The sequence below is a fragment of the Arhodomonas sp. SL1 genome (assembly GCF_052060015.1).
Lineage (GTDB): Bacteria > Pseudomonadota > Gammaproteobacteria > Nitrococcales > Nitrococcaceae > Arhodomonas.
The window spans coordinates 20553-38301 of record NZ_JBPODZ010000019.1 but is presented as its reverse complement, the minus strand read 5'-3'; the positions used below and the strand labels follow the sequence as shown (position 1 = coordinate 38301).

Sequence of the window (17749 nt, the reverse complement as noted above, 5' to 3'; positions counted from 1 at the left end):
CCCGGGTGCTGATGAGCTGGGCCGAGCAGCAGTTATCCGGTCGGGAACCGGCCGATGCGTGGAGGGCGGTAAGACCGGATCATCCTCCGGATGATCCGGCACGCCCAATGAGACGCGAAACTCACGCCATAGCCTGAAAGGCTTGGCGGGAGTAGTTCATATCATCCCGGTCTGCAGCCGCGCGGCCTCCGACATCATCTCGAAGGACCAGGGCGGGTCGAATACGATCTCCACGTCCACCGACTCGATGGTGGGCACCTGCAATACCTTCTCCCGGACGTCGTAGGCGAGGATGTCGCCCATCCCGCAGCCCGGCGCCGTCAGGGTCATCTTGATGGCCACCGAGCGGGTGCCGTTATCGTGGAGGGTTATGTCGCACTCGTAGATCAGACCGAGCTCGACGATGTTGATGGGGATCTCGGGGTCGTAGCAGCGCCGCATCTGATCCCAGACCAGCCGCTCCACGTCCGCCTCCGTGGCATCGTCGGGGAGCTCGGGCGTGGGCTCCGGCTCTTTGCCGATGGCGTCGGCGTCCTTGCCGTCGATGCGGAAGAGGTTGCCCTGGATGTAGACGGTGTAGCTGCCGCCGAGCGCCTGGGTGATCATGCCCTCCGCTCCCTTCGGGATGACCCCGGTGTCCCCGGATGGGATCAGCGCGGCATCACAGTCGCGCTCGAAGACCACGGGTTCATTGGGCTGCGCCTGCATCATCGTTCCTACCTCGCCCTTGTGGCGTGAATCCGGACTATATTGGTCGGGATTCTATCAGGGCGATGCCGGTCCTGCCGAGCCTGCGCGGAGGGGGGCACAAAAAAAACCGCCCGGCGACGGGGTCGCGGGCGGAGGGGGAGAGAGGCCCCGGAATCGGGGGGTTACGCGGCGGCCTTGCCGCTGCCGCCCTTGGTGCTCGAATTGGCCTTGCGGGACACCGTGGTGGTGGCCTCGCTGAGCTCGCGGCCGAAGCCGGCGAGAGTCTCGACGTCATCGGTCACCTGGCGGCCGAAACGCGCGGCGATGTCCTGCTGGCGATCGATGTAGCCCTGCAGCGCCTTGGCGTCACGCACCTCGGAGGCCGCCCGCAGCTGCTCGAGGCCGAGGTCCACATAGACGCGGGCCGAATCGAGCTGATGGTGGGCTACCTTCTCCGCCTGCTCCATCGCTACCTCGGAGAGGCGCCGGACGGGCTCGCCGAACTGACCGAACTGATCGAACATCTGCTGAATCGTCTTCTCGTACATGGGATGTACCTCCTTTGGTTGTCCCAACTGGTGCGGTGCAGCATAGCAAGGAAATTGGTGCGGTGCAACATCTTGTTGACTCCGTTTGCCGGCTGCAGTCTGCTATCGTTCCCGGATTTACAGCCCACAGTGGAGGAGCCCCCGCCATGAGCCGTGATTCCTGGCGTATAGCGGTGCTGCCCGGTGACGGTATCGGCCCGGAGGTGATGCGCGAGACGGTCCAGTCCCTGGAGCGCCTGGCCGAGCACGGCGCGCTGGATCTGCACCTCGAGACCTTCGATTGGCCCTCCGTGGCCTGGCATCGGGAGCATGGCGAGCTCTGGCCGGAGAATTGGCGCGAGCGCCTGGCGGGCTTCGACGCCATCCTCCTCGGTGCCCTCGGTGACCCGGGCCCGCGCGATGACCCGGACCGCTACTGGCTTCCGGATGCGGTGTCCCTGTCACCGCTGCTCGAGATCCGCAAGGGCTTCGATCAGTGGACCTGCGAGCGCCCTGCGGTGCTCCTGGAGGGCGCGCCGCAGTTCCTCGCTGACGAGCGGGCGCGGGACATCGATATGCTGGTCATCCGCGAGAACAGCGAAGGGGAGTATGTCGGCCAGGGTGGTCGCCTGGCCCCGGGCGCTCCGGCGGAAGTGGCCACCCAGGTGGAGGTGTTCACCCGGCGCGGCGCCGAGCGAATCATCCGCCACGCCTTCGAGCGCGCGCGCCTGCGTGCCGGCGAGCGCCGCGCCGGGGAACGCCGCGATCGAACCTTCCCGCTGCCCGGCGGCGGCGAGGCTCATGCCCAGGTCTGCCTGATCACCAAGCGCAACGCGCTGCGCTACTGGGGCGAGCTCTATTCCGAGACCTTCGAGGCCGTCGCCGCCGAGTACCCGGATATCGCGACCCACCACGAGTTGGTGGACGCCGCCTGCATGAAGTTCGTCACCAGTCCCTGGGCCTTCGACGTGGTGGTGGCCAGCAACCTACAGGGCGACATCCTCACCGACCTGGCGGCAGTGCTCTCCGGCGGTATGGGGGTGGCGCCTTCCTGCAACATCAACCCGTCGGACCGCTCCCAGCCGCCGATGTTCGAGCCCACCCATGGGAGCGCGCCGGATATCGCCGGCCGCAATCTTGCCGGACCCCAGGCCATGCTGCTTACCGCGGCGATGATGCTGGACTGGATGGGCGAGGAGGATCCTCGCGCCGCGGCGGCGGGGCAGCGATTGCGCGCCGCCGTGGCCGCCGACCTCGCCGAGCATGGCACGCGGGTACGGCCCACCGACGAGATCGGGGCGTCCGTTCGCGCCCGCCTGGATTGAAGCAAGGCAACGCCCGGCGTAATGTCGGTTTTCTTTTTCTACGAGGAGGCACCATGAGCGAGCATCACGGACATCTCTCGCCGCTGCTGAAGCAGTCCAGCGGCGTGCTGGTCGCCCGAGGCGAGGGCGCCTACATCTACGACGAGGGCGGCGATCGTTATCTCGATTTCACCTCGGGTATCGGCGTGCTGAGTACCGGTCACTGCCATCCCAAGGTGGTGGAGGCCGCCCAGCGCCAGGTCGGCCAGGTGATCCATGCCCAATACGCCATCGTCAAGCACCGTCCCATCCTGGAGCTCTCGGAGAGGCTCGGCGAGCTAATGCCCGGGGACATCGACAGCTTCGTCTATGCCAACGCCGGCACCGAGGCGGTGGAGGCGTCCATCCGGCTCGCGCGTCAGGCCACCGGCCGGCCCAACATCATCGCCTTCCGCGGTTGCTTCCACGGCCGCACCATGGGGTCGCTGTCCACCACCACCTCCAGCGCCCCCATCCGCCAGGGCCTGCAGCCGATGATGGGCGGTGTCGTGGTCGCGCCCTTCCCGGATACCTACTGGTATGGCTGGGACGAGGAGACCGCCGCGCAGTTCTGTCTCAAGGAGCTGGACTACATCCTCCAGACCTACAGTGTGCCGAAGGAGACGGCGGCGATGCTGATCGAGCCCGTGCAGGGCGAGGCCGGCTATATCCCCGCCAACACCACCTTCATGAAGGGCCTGCAGCAGCGCTGCCGGGAGCACGGCATCCTGTTCATCCTCGACGAGGTGCAGTCGGGTAACGGCCGCACCGGCAAGTACTGGGCCTTCGAGCACTTCGACATCGAGCCGGATATCGTGGTTAGCGCCAAGGGCATCGCCAGCGGGTTCCCATTGTCGATGATGGCGGCCTCGGACGCGCTCATGTCCAAGGGCTGGATGGGTTCGCAGGGCGGCACCTACGGTGGCAATGCGGTGGCCTGCGCGGCGGCGAGCGCGACCCTGGATGTGATCCGCGAGGAGGGCCTGGTGGAGAACGCCCGCGAGCGTGGCGCCCAGCTCCGGGCCCATCTCGAGGAGCTCAAGACCCGCTATCCGGAGATCGGCAACGTCAGCGGTATGGGGCTGATGCTCGGCACCTACATGGTGGATGGCGAGGGGCGGCCCGATGGCGACCGCTCGGCGCGGCTGCTCAAGGAGTGCGAGAAGCGCGGGCTGCTGCTGATTAAGTGCGGTGCCTGGGGCGGCCAGGTGGTGCGCTGGGTGCCGCCGCTGATCGTCGACAGCGAGCAGGTGGACTGGGCGGTGGAGCAGTTCGAGGCGGCGCTCCAGGCGACTCGCTGAGCGGGGCACCCCGAGACGCTCGTCCGTGGCGCCGGCCCGCGCCGTGCGGCTGGGTCCCGGGGCGCGGGCCGGGGCCGCTCCTTCGCGCTCCGAGGGGGCCCCCCCAGTCGCTCGTCCGCGGCCCCGGCTCGCGCCCCTGGCGCTTGCTCGCGGTCCCGGCCGTGTTTGGCCTTGGCTGGCGGAGGGAGCGTGGCGGCCAGGGAGCCTCGCAGTGCGACGTGCGTGGGGGACGGGGTGTATCCCGGGGCGCGGGCCGAGGCCGCTCCCTCGCTCCGAGGGGGCACCCCCAGTCGCTCGTCCGCGCCCTCGACCCGCGCCCCTCACGCCTTCCGCGGTTCTGGCTATCGTCTGCCTCCGTCGTGGGGAAACGCTGCTCTGAGGTGCTGCCCCGGCTCCAGGGGCCCGGGATCGCTCCCCGAATCGACGAGCGCTGGCAGCTAGCAAAGGTTAAGGAGTACGTGGAATACCTGCGCTTCATCCAGGAGAACCGGCGCTTCCTCGGTTTCGGTTTCCTCCTCGCCGCGCTTTCCGGCTACGGCCAGACCTACCTGATCTCGGTGTTCGGCGGCGAGATTCGAGCCGCTTTGGAGATCACCAACGGCCAATTCGGGGCGGTGTACTCCCTGGCCACCCTGGCCAGCGGGGTGAGCCTCGTCTGGGTGGGGCGGTTGGTCGATCACGTGGACCTGCGGGCGTTCACCGCGGCCGTGGTCGCCGGGGCCGCGGTGGCGGCGGCGGGCCTAGCCGCGGTGGCGAATCTCGTCATGCTCGCCATCGCCTTCTATCTGCTGCGCCTGTGTGGTCAGGGTCTGATGACGCATATCGCCCAGACCTCCATGGCGCGCTATTTCCACGAACGCCGCGGGACGGCCATCAGCGTCGCCACCCTCGGGCTGCCGGCCGGTGAGGCGGTATTCCCGGCGATCGCGGTGGCCGCGATGGCGGCGCTGGGCTGGCGGCAGACCTGGCTGGTGATGGCCGCGGTGATGCTCGCGGCGGTGTTGCCCGCGGCGCTGTGGCTGCTCCGCGGCCACGGGGAGCGGCGCCAGGAGTACCGCCGCCGTGAGGAAGCGGAGGCCGCCCAGGGCGATGGTGGGCAGCGTCACTGGAGCCGTGGCGAGGTACTGCGTGACACCCGTTTCTACGGGGTGATCCCGGCGGTGATGGCCCCGCCGTTCATCATGACCGGTCTGTTCTTCCACCAGGTGCCGTTGGCCGAGGCCAAGGGCTGGCCGCTGGCCTGGCTGGCGAGCAGCTTCCTCGCCTTCGGGGCGAGCCATGTGCTCTCGCTCTTCCTGGCCGGGCCGCTGGTGGACCGTTACGGGGGGCAGCGCCTGCTGCCCTTCTACCTGGCGCCGCTGGCGGCGGCGCTGGCGGTGTTGATCGCCGCTGACGCCCCTTGGGGGGCGCCGGTGTATCTCGGCACCGCCGGGCTCAGCATGGGGGTGGCCGGGACGTTGCTCGGCGCCTTGTGGGTGGAGCTCTACGGCACCCGCCACCTCGGTGCCATCCGATCGCTGGTGCAGGCGGTCATGGTGCTCTCCACGGCCGCATCGCCGGTGCTGGTGGGCGGGCTCCTGGACGCCGGCATTGCCATGACCAGCGTGGTGGCCGGCCTGCTGGCCTGGATCCTGATCGCCTCCGGCATCGCCGCCGTGACCGTCCACCGACCCCCACCGTAGAGGCCCTGCCCCGTAGCCGAGGTCGCGCGGGAGGCGCGCTCTTACGCCGCGTCGGGCGCAGTGTGGGTAGGTGCCTGCCATGCAGGCGACCTCCCCACGGTGACATGCCGCGCCCGGGGGCCGCCCCGGCTCGGCGCTAGCGCGGCCCCAGCTTCTGCTCGCCGAGCCAGGGGATCATCCGCTCGAAGGCCTCCTCGATCTGATCCATGGAGTTCGAGTAGCTGATGCGGATGGCATTGGAGGTGGTCTCGCCGAAGGCGTCACCGGGGATGACGCACACCCCGATCTCCTCGAGCATGCGCAGCGCCAGCTGCCCCCCGTCGGTGTGCTGGGGCAGGGACGGGAAGATGTAGAACCCGCCCTGGGGCACGTAGCCGTTGAGATAGGGGGTCTGCCCCACCAACTCGACGACCCGGTCCCGACGCCGGCGGTATTCCTCCACCATCTCGCGGACGCAGCTCTGGTCGCTGGTCAGCGCCGTCACGCCGGCCCACTGGGCGGGCGTGTTGGCCACCGTGGTGGTGAACATGTGGTAGCGCCGCAGCTTCTTGATCGCCCCCTGGCTGGAGATCAGCCAGCCGATGCGCAGCCCCGCCATGCTGTAGGTCTTCGAGAAGCTGGAGATGGCCATTACGTGATCCAGGTCCGAGGTGCAGGAGATCACGCTGGGGAACTCCATCTCGTCGAGGATCAGGTGATCATAGACCTCGTCGGCGAACACATAGACGTTGCGGTAGGCCGCCTCCTGGACGATGGCCTCGACGGTCTCCCGGGGGTAGACCGTGCCCGTGGGATTATTGGGCGAGTTGAGCACGATGGCGAAGGTCCGCGAGCCGATCGCGTCGATCACCTCTTGGGGATCGATCTGGTGGCCATGCTCGGCGCGGGTGGGGATGATCTTCACCTCGCCGCCGTTCATTCGGATCAGCGGTGCGTAGAGGACGAAGGTCGGGTCGGCGACGATGAACTGCCGTCCCGGGGCCGCCGTGGCCGTGAGCGCGAGGTACATGGCCTCGGTGGCGCCGGTGGTGACCAGGAAGTTGTCCTCGGTGAGCTCACGGTCGTAACGGGCGCTGTAGTAGTCCTTGAGCGCGGTAAGCAGCTCGGGCAGGCCGGCGTCCAGCGTGTAACCGGTCTGGCCGGCGCGCAGGGCGTCGATATAGGACTCAACGATGTGCTCCGGGGTCGGGAAGTCCGGCTGGCCGATGGACAGGTGGATGACGTCGTCCATCCGCGCGGCCACGTTGATCATCTTCCGGATACCCGGCATGGGGATGGCCTGCAGGGCCGGGCTGAACATGGGCGCTGCAGTGTGTTCGTACTGATCCATCTCCACCGGGTTGACCATCGCCGTTCGCTCCCTTGTTGGTACTGGGTGATCAAAGGACGTTAGTCCCCCGCCGTGCGGGGGGTCAATAGGTTTTTCCACACCGCACAAAATAGCGAGTTGACGGGGCCGAGGAGCGATGAGTACTGTCGCCTTCGATGAGGTCCAGCCAAACCCGGGCGGTGCCTTCCGGCGCCGTCCTGTGCCAGGGAGTGAAACCATGATCGAGTCACCGTTACTGCCCCGTATTGCGGGCTATATCGGCGGGCAGTGGAGCGAGGGCAGCGCCCGCCCCATTACCGTCACCAATCCCGCCAACGGTGAGGTCCTCGCCGAGTTCCCGGGCATGGGCGAGAATGAGACCCTGGAAGCCGTCCGTGCCGCCGAGGGCGCGCTCGTCGAGCGCGCGAGCCTGGAGAAGCGCCGCGAGTGGCTGCTGAAGATCGACGAGGCGCTTCGGGCCAACCGTGAAGAGATCGGCCGCATCCTCACCATGGAGCACGGCAAGCCGTGGGCGGAGGCCCAGGGCGAGGTGGATTACGCGGCGGGGTTCTTCCGTTACTGCGGCGAGCACATCGACGAGCTCGGGCCCCGCACCCTCGAGGAGCACCCGAAGAACTGTACCTGGACGGTCTACCAGCGCCCGGCCGGTGTGGTGGCGCTGAGCACGCCGTGGAACTTCCCCATCGGCATGATCGCCAAGAAGCTATCGGCGGCCCTGGCCGCGGACTGCGCCAGCGTGATCAAGCCCTCCTCGAAGACGCCGCTGACCATGATCGCGCTGTTCGCCCTGATGGATCGGGAGCTCGATCTACCCGCCGGCAAGGTCAACCTGGTGATGGGCTCGGCCGGAGCGATCTCCGATACCCTGCTCAAGCACCCCTCGGTGCGGGTGTTCTCGTTCACCGGTTCCACCGAGGTGGGCCGTGAGCTCATTGAGAAATCCGCCGCGGGGGTCAAGCGCCTGACCCTGGAGCTTGGCGGCAACGCGCCGTTCCTGGTCTTCGACGACGCCGACCTGGACGCCGCCGCCGATAACCTCATGGCCAACAAGTTCCGTGGCGGCGGCCAGACCTGCGTGTGCGCCAACCGCATCTTCGTCCACGAGCGGGTCGCCGAGGCCTTCGCGCAGAAGGTGGCCGATCGAGTGGCGAAGCTCCGGGTGGGCGATGGCCTGCAGGAGGGCGTCACCATCGGTCCGTTGATCGACGAGAACGCCGTGGACAAGGTGCGTCGTCACGTCAACGACGCCGTGAACAAGGGTGCCAAGAAGGTGGCCGAGGGCGACGCGGCGGATCTCCCCGGGACCTTCTACCCGCCCACCGTGCTGTTGGATGTCCCTGGTGATGCCCTGTGCACCGTCGAGGAGACCTTCGGCCCGCTGGTGCCGATGATCACCTTCCGTGACGACGACGAGGTCGTCGCCGCCGCCAACGACACGGATTATGGCCTCGCCTCCTACGTGTTCACCGGTGATCGTGAGCGTGGTCGTCGGGTCATCGAGCGGCTGCAGTTCGCCCACGCGGCGCTGAACTCGGGTACCGGCCCCACGCCTGAGGCCCCCTTCGGCGGGATGAAGCAGTCCGGCTTCGGCCGCGAGGGCGGCATCGAGGGGCTGTTCGAGTTCGTCGAGACCCAGACCGTGCCCGAGGCGGATTAGACGATGGAGTAGGGCGGATGGAGGCTGGAGGCCGCAATCCGCCGGGCCTCGGCGGACTGCGCTTCGCTCCGTCCGCCCTACTCCCCCTCGCCGCCGCCGGCGTGCCATTCCACCCGATAGAGGTCGAGGCGGCGGTCGCGGGTGTTGCGCACCGAGCCCTCCTCGCGCAGGGCGATGAGCCGGTCCATGTCCAGATCGGTGATCAACGTCATCTCCGTGTTCGGCGTCGACTCGGCGACGATGCCGTCGTGGGGGAAGGCGAAGTCCGAGGGCGAAAATACCGCGGTCTGGGAGTACTGGATCTCGATGTTCTCCACCTTCGGCAGGTTGCCCACGCTGCCGGTGATGGCGACGTAGCACTCGTTCTCGATGGCCCGGGCCTGGGAGCAGCGCTGCACCCGTAGGTAGGCGTTCTTGGTGTCGGTCCAGAACGGCACGAACAGGATCTGCATGCCCTGGTCGGCAAGCAGCCGGCCGAGCTCGGGGAACTCCACGTCGTAGCAGACCAGGATGCCGATGCGCCCGGCGTCGGTGTCAAAGATGCGCAGCGCATCGCCGCCCTGTACGCCCCAGTAGAAGCGCTCGTCCGGCGTCGCGTGGAGCTTGTACTGGCTGTCGGTGGTGCCGTCGCGCCGGCAGAGGTACGCCACGTTGTAGAGGACGCTCTCCTCGTCGTCGTACAGCGGCACGGAGCCGGCGATGATGTTGATGTTGTAGCTGACCGCCAGCCGGGACATGCCGTCGACGATCTCCTCGGTGTACTGGGCGAGTCGCCGCATGGCCTCGGCGGGCTCATCCTGGTTGAACTGCGCGAGCAGCGGCGCGTTGAAGAACTCCGGGAAAAGGATGAAGTCGCAGTTGTAGCCGGCCATCGCATCGACGAAGAACTCGATGTTGGTCATCAGGTCGTCGAAGGTCTTCACCCGGCGCATCTGCCACTGCACGGTGCCCACCCGCACCAAGGACTTGCGGCCGCCGATCAGCGGGCTGCGGTCGGCCTCGTAGAAGATGTTGTCCCACTGCACGAGCGTGGCGTAGGACTGCGACTCCCGGTCCTCGGGCATGTAGCCGGTGATCACCCGGCGCACGTGGAAGTCGTTGGCGAGCTGGAACGAGAGGATGGGGTCGTGGATCTCCCGGCGTTTGACCAGCTCGATGTACTCCTCCGGGGTCATCTCGTCAGCGTGGTGGCGGTAGCCGGGGATACGGCCGCCGGCGATGATGGCGCGCAGGTTGAGGCTGCGGCAGAGCTCCTTGCGGGCGTCGTAGAGGCGGCGGCCGAGACGCATGTCCCGGTAGTCGGGATCGACGAAGACATCCACGCCGTAGAGGACGTCGCCGTTGGGGTCATGGTTGGTCAGGAAACCGTTGCCGGTGATCTCGTCGTAGGTGTGCTTGTCGCCGAAGCGGTCATAGTCGACGATCATGGAGATCACCGCCGCCACTACCCGGCCGTTGTCCTCGATGCAGATCTGGCCGTCGGGGAAGCGGTTGACCTGGGCGGCGAACTGCTTGCGTGTCCACGCCCCCCCGAGGTTGGGGTAGACCCGGTCCATGATCCGCTTGATGTCCGGATAATCCGAGAGCTTGAGATTGCGCAGGCGCAGGCGGTGCTCGTCGCCGTCGCGGTCGTGCTCGTCGCTGCCTCGCATAGGAATTTCTTCGCCTCCAGTGGGTCGAATGAGAGAGAATATCATGCGTGTGCCGCGCCGCTGTTGCCGCCACAACGGTAATGTCGGCATGGATTCCGGTATCGCCGGCACCGCAGACGACAGGGAAAAACGAGCGTCCTGCCATGTGCAAACGCACTAGCCCACCCCGCAGGTTGCGGCTGCTGCTTGCCGCTACCGGCCTCACCGCGCTGCTCGGCGCGCCCGTGCTGTTCGCCGGCGAGGCGAAGCTCCGCGTCGAGGGCCCCGACGGTCGTGCCCTGAGCAACGTGCGCGCCTATGTGGGGGAGGGCGCGGAGGTCGGCTCTGAGCGCGAGGCCCGGGGCTATGCGCGGCGGGCCGTCGAGAACGCCCGACGTGCCCTCCAGGCAGTGGGCTATTACGAGGCCGAGATCGAGACCGAAATCAGCTCCGTCGGTGAGGAGGCCTGGCAGGTGCTGCTGCGCATCGAGCCCGGCGAACCCGTGCGCCTGCGCGAGGTGGATGTCCGCCTGGAGGGGGAGGCGGCGGGGACCTCGCTGTTCCAGCGGCTCGTGGAGGGGGTGTCCCTGGCCGCGGGCGACATCCTGGATCACGGCGCCTACGAGGGGGCCAAGTCCCGCCTGCGCAATGCCGCCCTCGCGTACGGCTACTTCGATCACCGTTTCACCGAGAGCCGGATCGCGGTGAATACCGACGAGCACTGGGCGGACGTTACCCTGGTCTTCGACAGCGGCCCGCGCTATACGCTGGGCGAGGTGGGTTTCCGCGGGGAGATACCGTTCAATGATCGGCTGCTGCGGCGCCTGGTCCCCTTCAAGGCGGGCACACCGTACCGCGCCGCGCACATCGCTGCCCTCAACCGCAACCTCCTGGATAGCGGTTATTTCGGCGACGTCCAGGTGCTGACCGAGCGCGAGGGGGTCGAGTCGGGTGGCGCCATCCCGGTGGATGTGGAGGCCGAGGCCCGCGACCCCAACACCCTGGGCTTCGGGGCCGGTTTCTCCACTGACGAAGGCCCGCGTGCCCGGGTGAGCTGGCAGCGCCACTGGCTCAACGCCGCGGGCCACACGGCCGAGGCGGATCTCCGTATCGCCCAGGTGCGCCAGAATGTCTCCGGCAGCTACGGGATCCCGCTGCGCGACCCCATCAATGAGCGCCTCCAGTTCCAGGCGGGCTTCCAACGCGAGGATGTGGAGGATACCGAGAGCACCCGCTATACGGTGGCGGCACGACGCCAGCAGCACTTCAACTCCGGCTGGGAGCGCGTGCAGTCCCTGCGCCTGCTCCACGAGAGCTTTACCCAGGGTACCCAGGATGACACCACCACCCTGGTGCTCCCGGGGCTGTCGTTCTCGCGGACCCGATCCCGCGGTGGGGTCGACCCCCACTGGGGGGACCGTCAGAGCTACAGCCTGGAGGTGGGTGACGAGCGGTTGCTCTCGGACGTTTCCCTAGCGCGGCTGACCATCGGCATGAAATGGCTGCGCACCTATGCCGAACGCCATCAGCTGACCCTGCGCAGTGACCTGGGGGCCGTCGCCACCAGCGACTTCGAGCAGGTGCCCTCGTCGCTGCGCTTCTTCGCCGGCGGCGATAACAGCGTCCGTGGTTTCGGCTACAACACCCTCGCCCCTGAGGACGAGAACGGCGATCTCCTCGGTGGGCGCTATCTTGCCACCGGTAGCGTGGAGTATGGCTACCGCTTCGCCGAGAGCTGGCGCGCGGCGGTGTTCACGGATGCCGGTAACGCCTTCGACGACACCGATACCGACTTCAAGGTGGGTAGCGGGGTCGGCATCCGCTGGCTTTCGCCGGTGGGTCCCGTGCGCGTGGACTTCGCCTGGGGGGTGAGCGAGCCCGATCCGCCGTTCCGGCTCCACGTCTCCCTGGGGCCGCCGCTTTGATCCGACGCCTGCTCCTGGCCCTGCTGGTAGTGGTGCTCGTCCTTGCCGGCGCCTTGGCGTGGCTGGCCGGTACCACCAGCGGTGCCAGACAGCTCGCCGCGGCGGCCCGGTACTTTGTCCCGGAGCTGGAGGTCACCGTGGCCGAGGGGAGCCTGTGGCGCGGGGTTACCCTGCGCGAGTTCCGCTACCGCACGCCCGGCGTGGAGGCAGCGGCCGCCGAGCTCCGCCTGCTATGGGAGCCCGCCTGCCTGTTGGAGAGGCGGGTGTGCGTGCAACGCCTCGCCACCGAAGGGGTGGAGGTGGCGGTGGACACGGAGGCGCTGCCCGCCGCTGAGCCCGCCAGCGATCCCGCCCCCGGTCCGTCCGGCCCCGTTTCGTTGCCGGTGACGGTGGCCGTGCAATCCATCGCCCTCGCCGACACCTGGGTGCGCATCGATGACCGCCACCTCGAACTCCCGCGGTTAACCAGCGGGCTGACCCTCGAGGGCACCCACCTGCGGCTTCTCCCCACCGCCCTTGATGGGCTTCGGCTCCGGCTGCCCGCGGCGGGGGCGGACGCCACCAGTGCCGGGGACACGACCGACAGCCCTGCGGCAGCCGCGCTTCCCGCGGATTTTCGTCTCGAGCTCCCGGACGAGGTGCCGCTGCCCCTGGATGTCACCATCGAGTCCCTTACCGTCGGCGATGCGGCCCTCGACCAGGGCGAGGGGCACTGGCCCCTGGAACGCCTCGAGCTCCGCGGTAGCGTCGCCGGCGGTCGCCTGGAGTTGGAGACGCTCTCCGCCGCGGCCCCCCAGGGTAGTGTTCGCATCAGCGGCGAGGCCGGTCTCGGCGGGGATTGGCCACTGGAGCTGTCCCTGGAGCTAGCGAGCGGGCGCTACCCCGGCGGCGGGGAGCAGCGGTTTCATACCCGGCTTGCCGGCAGCCTGGCGGATCTCGCCGTCACTTTGCGGGCCGAGGGGCCGGTGGCCGCGGACCTGGAGGCGGAGGCGGCGCTGTTGACCGAGGGCGTGCCCTGGCGGCTGCGGCTGAGCGCCCCGGCGTTGGACTGGCCCCTGACCGGTGAGCCCACGGTGCGCCTGCGCGAGGCGGAGATCCGGGGCTCCGGGACGGTGGCGGACTGGGCGGTGGAGTTGCAGGCCGGGGTGGACGGCCCGGACATACCCGCCGGGCGTTGGCGCGCCGAGGCCGCCGGCGACCTGGCGGGGGCCCGCCTGCGCTCGCTCACCGGCGATATCCTGAATGGTCGGGTGGACGCCGAGGGCGAGGTGCAGTGGGCCGACGGCATCCGCTGGTCGCTGTCGGCGGACGCGCAAGGGGTGGACCCGACACCCCTGGGAGCGCCGCCGCTGGGGCTGGAGCGCCTGCGGCTACAGGCCCGTGGCACCGATACCGCGGCGCGGATCGACGCCCTGAACGCCCGGCTGCTCGCCGGCGAGATCAATGCGGAGGCCAACGCCGAGTGGGGCGACGGCATCCAGTGGTCGGTGACCGCGGGTGGCGAGGGGCTGGATCCCGCGAGCCTCGGCGCACCGCCCATCACCTTGGAGCACTTCGAGCTACGCGCCGAGGGGGACGCGGGGGCCGCCCGGGTCGAACGCCTGGACGCGCAGCTGCTCGGCGGCGAGCTCGCGATCAGCGGCGAGGCGGGCTGGAGCGAGGGGGTGCGCTGGCGCGCAAAGGCCCGAGCCGACGGCATCGACCCCGGCCGTTTCCGCGACGACCTGCCCGGCCGGCTCGGCGGGACCGTGACCAGCGAGGGACGCCTGGCCGACGGCGAGTTGGCGCTGACCGTGGAAATCCCCGGCATCGAGGGCGAGCTTCGCGGCTATCCCCTGGGCCTCAACGGGGCCGTGCGCCGGGACGCCGGGGGGCCGTGGCGCTTCGATGCCATCCGCCTACGCACCGGGCCGAACGAGATCGCCCTGGATGGCGAGTTGGCGCAACAATGGGACGCACGTGCGCGGCTCGCGCTGCCGGAGCTTGCCGGCCTTTGGCCGGGCCTCGAGGGTAACCTGGAGGGGCAACTGCACCTGACCGGTCCCCTGGCCACACCGGGTATCAGCGGTGCGGTGACCGGCCGCGGGCTCGGCTATCAGGACATCGCCGTGCAGGCGCTGGAGTTGGAGGCGGAGCTGCCGGCGTTGCTGCAGCGCCCGGGCCGGCTCAGCCTATCGGCCACCGGGCTGCGCCAGGGGGAGCGCTCCCTGGGGGACGCGGAGTTGGGCCTGGAGGGTAGTGCCGCCGATCACCGCCTGACCCTGCAGCTCTCCGGGAACACCCCCGTGCCGGCCCGGCTGGACCTGGCCGGTGCCCTGGACCCGGAATCCCTGGCCTGGACGGGTGCCGTGGTGGACGGCGAGATCCAGGCCCCGGACGGCACCTGGCGGTTGCAGGGGCGTCCGGCGCTGGAATGGCGCCCCGGCGCGGTAGAGGTACGCCTGGCGTCTCACTGCTGGGAACGGCGGCAGGGACGGCTCTGCCTGACGAACCCCCTGACCGCCGGCCCTGGTGGTGCCGCGGTGGATGCGGCCCTGGAGGGCTTCCCGCTGCGTGACCTTCGCCCGTGGATGCCCGAGGGCGTGGATTGGGACGCGACCCTGAGCGCCGAGACGGCCGTGCGCTGGCAGGGCGCCGGGCTGCCGGAGGTGACGCTCAGCGCGCGAAGCACCCCGGGGCGGATCACCGCCGCACCGCCCGATGCCGACGAGTCCCTTACCGTGGAGTATCAGGCCCTGAACCTGGCGGCGGAGCTGGATGAGGCCCAGGCCACGCTGTCGCTGGGGCTTGAGGCGGAGGAGCTGGGGGAGGTGTCCGCCTCCGCGCAGCTCGACCCGAGCGTCGCGGACCCGTCCTTGGACGGCGAGATCCGTGTCGAGGGGCTGCGACTCGGCCTGATCCGGCCGTTCCTGCCCCAGCTACGGGACCTGCAGGGGGTCGTCTCCGTGGATGGGCGTCTGGCCGGCAGCCTGCGCGCGCCGCGCTTCGATGGCCAGGTGAACCTGCGCCAAGGGCTCGTGGCCTTGCCCGACTTGCCCGTGCCCTTGGAGGACATCGAGCTCACTGCTGAGGTGGCGGGCGCTTCGGCACGCATTGGCGGCAGCTTCCGCAGCGGCGAGGGAATCGCCCGCATCGGTGGCAGCGTCTCCTGGGAGGATACCCCCACCGCCAGTGTCGCCCTGCAGGGCGAGGACCTGGAGATGGCCTACCCGCCGCTGGTGCGGCTGCGACTGAGCCCTGCCATGACGCTGTCCTACGACGGCGAGGCGGTGTCGGTGAACGGCCGGCTCACCGTCCCATGGGCACGGATCACCGTGGAGGAGCTGCCGGCCGGTGCCACCACCGTGTCGAGGGACGTGGTCATCGTCAATGAGCCGGCACCCGAGGAGGGGGACGGGGGCGAGGACGGTGGGCTGCAGCTCAGCACCAACGTCTATCTGGTGCTCGGCGACGACGTCCGCTTCCAGGGCTTCGGCGCCCAGGCGGGGCTGACGGGTCGGCTGCAGCTCCGCCAGATCGGCACCGACAGCGCCGAGGCCTTCGGCGAGGTGAACCTGGTGGATGGGACCTTCCGGCGCTTCGGCCAAGAGCTCACCCTGCGCCGGGGCCGGTTCCTCTTCTCCGGGCCGCTCAGCGAGCCACGCATCGATATGGAGGCGATACGCCAGGCAGCCGAGGTGGTAGCCGGCCTGCGGGTCACCGGGACCCCGGGGGCGCTCGAGGCCAACGTCTTCTCCGAACCCACCATGCCCCAGGCGGACGCATTGTCGTATCTGATCACCGGCCGCGCCCCCGGCTCGGAGTCCCCTTCGGAGAGCGCCCTGGTCTCCCAGGCCGCCCTGGGGCTGGGACTTATGGGCGGGCGGGGGATCGGGGCCTCCCTGGCCGACGAGCTCGGCGTGGAGGACTTTCAGCTGGAGACCGAGGGCAGCGGCGAGGACACCCAGGTGGCGGTGAGCGGCTACATCGCCCCCAACCTGCTGGTGCGCTACGGCGTCGGGGTGTTCTCCCCGGAGAATACCCTGACCCTGCGCTACCAGCTCACCGAGCGGCTCTACCTCGAGGCGGTCAGCGGGGTGGAGAACGCCATGGACATCTTCTACTCGTTCAACTTCTGAGCGACGGTGTTCAGGGGGCGGGCGATGAGGCCGTCGCGGCCCATGCTCACCCGAAAGCGTGCCCCGTCGGCCAGGGGCAGGAACACCGCATTCCCGTAGCGGGTGTCGGCTAGCGGCAGGGCCGCCAGCAGCCGGCCGCCGGCGCGTGCCAGCGGGTCCCCGGCCCCCGGTGCCAGCTGGTGTACCGTGGGAGGGGTCCGGCCGGCGGTTCGCGCATCCCGGTAGCGGCTGGAGAGCCGCTCCAGCCGAAAGCGGGTGTCCAGGCCGAGCAGGGCGCCCAGGTCGTTCCAGCGCAGCACCCGCGCTTCCAGCTGCCACTCGTCGCCGGCCAGGGTGTAGGTCCGGGTGGGGGTGCCATCGGTGCGGGCCAGCTCCACCTGCCAGGTGCCTGGGGCGCCGGCCTCGACGCGCACCTCCGCCACTGCCTGCTCGGCGGTCAGCCGCTGCCATCCGTAAAGCTGGCCGGCGAGGAGCGCGATCACCGCGAGGGGGGCCAGGCAGGCCAGCGTGCCCCCGGCGTGGGCGCCGGCCCGCAGGGCCCTGCGCCGGCGCAGGCAGGCGGTGGCGTTGCGGGCCTCCCAGATCGCCGCGAGGGCGAGGAGCACCGCCAGGAGGGTGACGCCGGTCATCAGTCCCGCACCCGTGCCTGTGTGGCCAGATAGAGCCCGATCAGGATAAGCACGCCGCCCACGGCGTGGAAGCCGGACAGCCCCTCGCCGAGGATGGCCCAGGCGAGGCCGGCGGCGAATACCGGCAGCAGATAGATGAACATCGCCGAGCGCGATGGCCCTACCCGGGAGACCCCGTAATTCCAGAAGGTGAAGGCAAGCAATCCCGGAAACACCGCCACGTAGAGGAAGGGCAGCACCAGCGTCGGGCGCATGGAGAAGCCGCCGACCAGCGCCAGCTCGATGAGGTAGAAGGGCAGGATCACCGGGATGCCGAAGAGGATCTGCCCGGTGAGGAAGACCTGCGGCGACACCGGGATCGGGTGCTTGCGCATGATCACCGAGAACAGGCCCCAGGAACACACCGCCGCCACCATGAGCAGGTCGCCGGGCTGGAAGTCGAGGCCGAGCAGCACCCCCGGGTCGCCGCGGGCGACCACCACCAGCATGCCCACCAGGGCGAAGGCGATCCCCACCGCCTGCAGGGCGCGGGTGCGCGCGCCCAGAATCCCCCACGCGAATAGCGCCACGACGATCGGCATGGTGGCGTTGATCAGCGAGATGTTCACCGCCGTGGTGGTGGTCGCGGCCAGATAGAGCAGGGTATTGAACACCCCCACGCTGAGTCCGGCGATGGGCAGCATGGTCCGCCAGTGGCGGTGCAGCACCGGCCATTCCCGGCGCAGCGCCGGCAGGCTGAACGGCAGCACCAGCAACAGCGCGAGCACCCAGCGCCAGAATGACAGCGCCAGCGGCGGGATGGTGTCCACCACGCCGCGGGCCATGACCGCGTTGCCCGCCCAGAAGGCGGCGGTCAGCGTCAGCCCGACGTAGGCGGCCGTGTGTTGCCGGGGGTTGGAGACCTGTTCGCTCATGG

General features: G+C 69.3%; 12 protein-coding genes. 6 read left to right on the top strand and 6 right to left on the bottom strand.

Annotated features, from left to right (window positions below):
• Positions 1-156: 156 nt before the first annotated feature.
• Positions 157-708, bottom strand: coding sequence for a putative Fe-S cluster assembly protein SufT (sufT, locus tag ACQ754_RS15900; RefSeq protein WP_440998031.1), 552 nt, complete (start codon positions 706-708; stop codon positions 157-159).
• Positions 709-872: 164 nt separating this feature from the next.
• Positions 873-1238, bottom strand: a complete 366-nt coding sequence (locus ACQ754_RS15895) for a phasin family protein (protein ID WP_440998030.1) — start codon at positions 1236-1238, stop codon at positions 873-875.
• 146 nt (positions 1239-1384) lie between these two features.
• Here ACQ754_RS15895 and ACQ754_RS15890 point away from each other — a divergent pair, with 146 nt between their 5' ends.
• From ACQ754_RS15890 to ACQ754_RS15880, 3 genes are all read left to right on the top strand, one after another.
• Positions 1385-2542 (top strand): isocitrate/isopropylmalate dehydrogenase family protein, encoded by a 1158-nt coding sequence (locus ACQ754_RS15890; protein WP_440998029.1) that lies wholly within the window; start codon positions 1385-1387, stop codon positions 2540-2542.
• Between the two features lie 53 nt (positions 2543-2595).
• Entirely contained in the window at positions 2596-3861 is a 1266-nt protein-coding gene (locus ACQ754_RS15885; RefSeq protein WP_440998028.1) for an aspartate aminotransferase family protein, read from the top strand.
• A 380-nt stretch (positions 3862-4241) separates the two neighbouring features.
• Positions 4242-5543 (top strand): MFS transporter, encoded by a 1302-nt coding sequence (locus ACQ754_RS15880; RefSeq protein WP_440998027.1) that lies wholly within the window; start codon positions 4242-4244, stop codon positions 5541-5543.
• A gap of 136 nt (positions 5544-5679) precedes the next feature.
• On the opposite strand, the gene ACQ754_RS15875 is transcribed toward ACQ754_RS15880, so the two are convergent.
• Positions 5680-6891 (bottom strand): pyridoxal phosphate-dependent aminotransferase, encoded by a 1212-nt coding sequence (locus ACQ754_RS15875; protein ID WP_440998026.1) that lies wholly within the window; start codon positions 6889-6891, stop codon positions 5680-5682.
• A gap of 199 nt (positions 6892-7090) precedes the next feature.
• Between ACQ754_RS15875 and ACQ754_RS15870 the strand changes: the two genes are divergently transcribed.
• Complete coding sequence (locus ACQ754_RS15870; RefSeq protein WP_440998025.1) at positions 7091-8530, top strand: NAD-dependent succinate-semialdehyde dehydrogenase; 1440 nt, start codon at positions 7091-7093, stop codon at positions 8528-8530.
• 77 nt (positions 8531-8607) lie between these two features.
• Here ACQ754_RS15870 and ACQ754_RS15865 read toward each other — a convergent pair whose 3' ends face one another.
• The gene (locus ACQ754_RS15865) at positions 8608-10182 is read right to left on the bottom strand and encodes a GNAT family N-acetyltransferase (protein ID WP_440998024.1); all 1575 of its coding nucleotides are present in this window, start codon (positions 10180-10182) and stop codon (positions 8608-8610) included.
• Positions 10183-10325: 143 nt separating this feature from the next.
• On the opposite strand from ACQ754_RS15865, the gene ACQ754_RS15860 reads away from it, so the two are divergent.
• Positions 10326-12086 (top strand): autotransporter assembly complex protein TamA, encoded by a 1761-nt coding sequence (locus ACQ754_RS15860; RefSeq protein WP_440998023.1) that lies wholly within the window; start codon positions 10326-10328, stop codon positions 12084-12086.
• Positions 12083-16204, top strand: coding sequence for a translocation/assembly module TamB domain-containing protein (locus ACQ754_RS15855; protein WP_440998022.1), 4122 nt, complete (start codon positions 12083-12085; stop codon positions 16202-16204). The genes ACQ754_RS15860 and ACQ754_RS15855 overlap by 4 nt, the downstream gene beginning before the upstream one ends.
• On the opposite strand, the gene ACQ754_RS15850 is transcribed toward ACQ754_RS15855, so the two are convergent.
• Together ACQ754_RS15850 and ACQ754_RS15845 are read right to left on the bottom strand one after the other, a co-directional pair.
• A complete protein-coding gene (locus ACQ754_RS15850; protein WP_440998021.1) occupies positions 16186-16833 on the bottom strand; it encodes a hypothetical protein in 648 nt (215 codons plus the stop codon). The two genes, ACQ754_RS15855 and ACQ754_RS15850, sit on opposite strands and share 19 nt — an antisense overlap.
• Positions 16833-17747, bottom strand: coding sequence for a DMT family transporter (locus ACQ754_RS15845; RefSeq protein WP_440998020.1), 915 nt, complete (start codon positions 17745-17747; stop codon positions 16833-16835). The genes ACQ754_RS15850 and ACQ754_RS15845 overlap by 1 nt, the downstream gene beginning before the upstream one ends.
• Between the last annotated feature and the right edge of the window lie 2 nt (positions 17748-17749).